At 44.1% G+C, this 2,256-nt stretch carries 1 pseudogene; it reads right to left on the bottom strand.

The window, feature by feature from the left end:
- Positions 1-2,256: pseudogene (locus tag AC075J_RS01640) on the bottom strand (hypothetical protein); the annotation flags it as partial.

Here is a 2,256-nt window from a genome sequence, read left to right as displayed (position 1 = left end):
CTAATGCATTCTTTCGCTGGGGAATAAACATAATCTCATTTACTCTAAGCGCAGGTGTGAATGAGTCATAGGATGCTGATGAGATATTTTCGTAAGGAGCCTGCCATTCGTATACAGGACCGGATCCGCGTGTAAGATAGGCGGCAGCCATGGAAAAACTGCCACCGTCATTATAGTTACGGTCAAAACCTGTGGAGGAAGAACTGTTGCTTAACTGGTAACCCATGTGGAATTCCGAAAAATCGTGAGCATTGAGATTATCGGAGTACGGATTTAGAGCCAGTGCTCTGGAATATGGTCCATAGTAATATTTCTTACCGATAAGGACGTATGCCCGAACTTTATATAATGGATTTACGGAGCCGAATGGCACTGGTTCATAATATGCATAGTATTCCTCTGAATCAGGACCGTTTGGTGTATCTGAAATTTTACAGTATTTACTGTTCTGATCGTCTGCACGATAAATAAAGTAGCCGGTGACATAAGTCTGGTGTTTCCATTTTACTGTGACGCCGCCATCCTGCTCAGTGACAGAAGTCAGGCTGACCTTTGGAATTGCAGTCTGGCAGACGTATCCGGTGGAGCTGTAATCACCCAGAGAAATTTTGCTGCCAAGCTTACGGTATGGGCGGACTGCATAATCATAGACTGTTTTGGGAACAGCAGTTTCGTCTGTGTAATACAACCCGGAAAATTCAATATCTCCCAGTTTTGTCCATTTGGAGATACCTTTCCTGCGGCGGTAGATGCGATAGCCATCGGCACCCGGAACTTCGTCCCACATAAGATTTATGACAACATCTTTTTGGGGCTTTTTAACCGCAGGGCGTTTGAGTTTTGCTGTACCGGTCAGGCCTTTGGTGTTATATTTACTGTAGATTTTCTTACCGTTCCGGAAAGTGTAGGACTGCACTGTATACAGGTAGGATTTCTTGATCAGTCCGGTACTGTCTGTATAGGAGGTACGGGAAGAGGAAACTGTTGCGATTGCTTTCCATGAAGCCTCTGATTTATTCTTTTCTCTGCGGAGAATCCGGTATCCACTGACATTCTTTGCTTTTTTCCAGGTGATGGTAACCTCATGAGTGGATTTGATTTTTTTTAATGACGGTTTTTCAGGAGTGACAGGAGTTCCTGATTCAATGTTTATGGTCATCCGGCAGGTTCCGAGAATCTGCCATGTATTGGTATCCATAATGGAAAAAGATGCTTCCGTCATGGTTACGGCAGGACTTAAAAGAGTAAAGAAGTCATCTCCGGGTGTGTACAGAAGTTCATCGCCTGCGAGGATTGCTGCCGGTGTATCCAGCTGTTGATGGAAATTTCCCAGTTGGTCGAACGAAATTTTTCCTGCCTGATCAGCATTGACGGTGCATGTATGCTGCGGAAAGAACAGGTTATCCTTCAAAGCAGTGCAGCCTGTGGTATCAACGCTGACCAGAGAATTAAAGCGGCAGTCAAGGCTGGAAAGTGACGTAAGTCCGGTTATATTTAATGAGGAAAGGCTGTTGTTACACAGCTGAACAGATTCCAGGCTTTTGTTGGAGGTAAGGTTCAGAGAACGGATACCTGTTCCAATACAGATCAGTTCGGTAAGTTCCGGATTTCTGCTGAGATCCAGTTCGGTGATTTGAGGAAGATCCGTACATCTCAGACTTTTCAGTCCTGTAAAATAGGCCAGATCTGAAGAAAATAACGGAAAATCTTCGTCAAAGGAAAGGGAAGAAACTTCCTTCAGATATTCGCGGGAAAGCATATGATCGTCTGTCAGTGGATAGTTCTGCTGCATTTGCTGAAACAATGCAGGTGATCGGAAATCATTTTCAAGCAGATATCCAATGTAAATGATCTGTGTGCCATATTGTTCTGTGCTGGCACTGGTAAATCTGCGGCGGATTTTTACAGGGTTTAATTTATTAATAGCAGTCAGCCGGTAAGAGGTGTCGATCATGCCATTTTCCATTATGGTGATATCTTCAGGTGAAGCGAACTGAGACAGATCATAAAATTCCATAGGAGTGCGGATCACGTTATCATTACAGATCAGTTCCTCGGGAAAGCAGCCGCGAAGATCAGGCTCCAACAGCTTATTGTCGGAACAGTTCAGTTTCTTCAGTGATAAAAAACCGGAGAGGTTCAGTTTAGTGAGAAGATTATTCTGGCAGTAAAGGGTATTCAGTGATCTGGTGTCCGGCAGTTTCAGAGTCTGTATACTGTTGGAAGAACAGTCCAGATATTTCAAACCGGAAAGAC

It is taken from the genome of Blautia sp. ZXY-1-C6 (assembly GCF_056339875.1).
The sequence above is the reverse complement of the archived record's forward strand: the minus strand, read 5'-3'. Positions and strand labels throughout refer to the sequence as shown.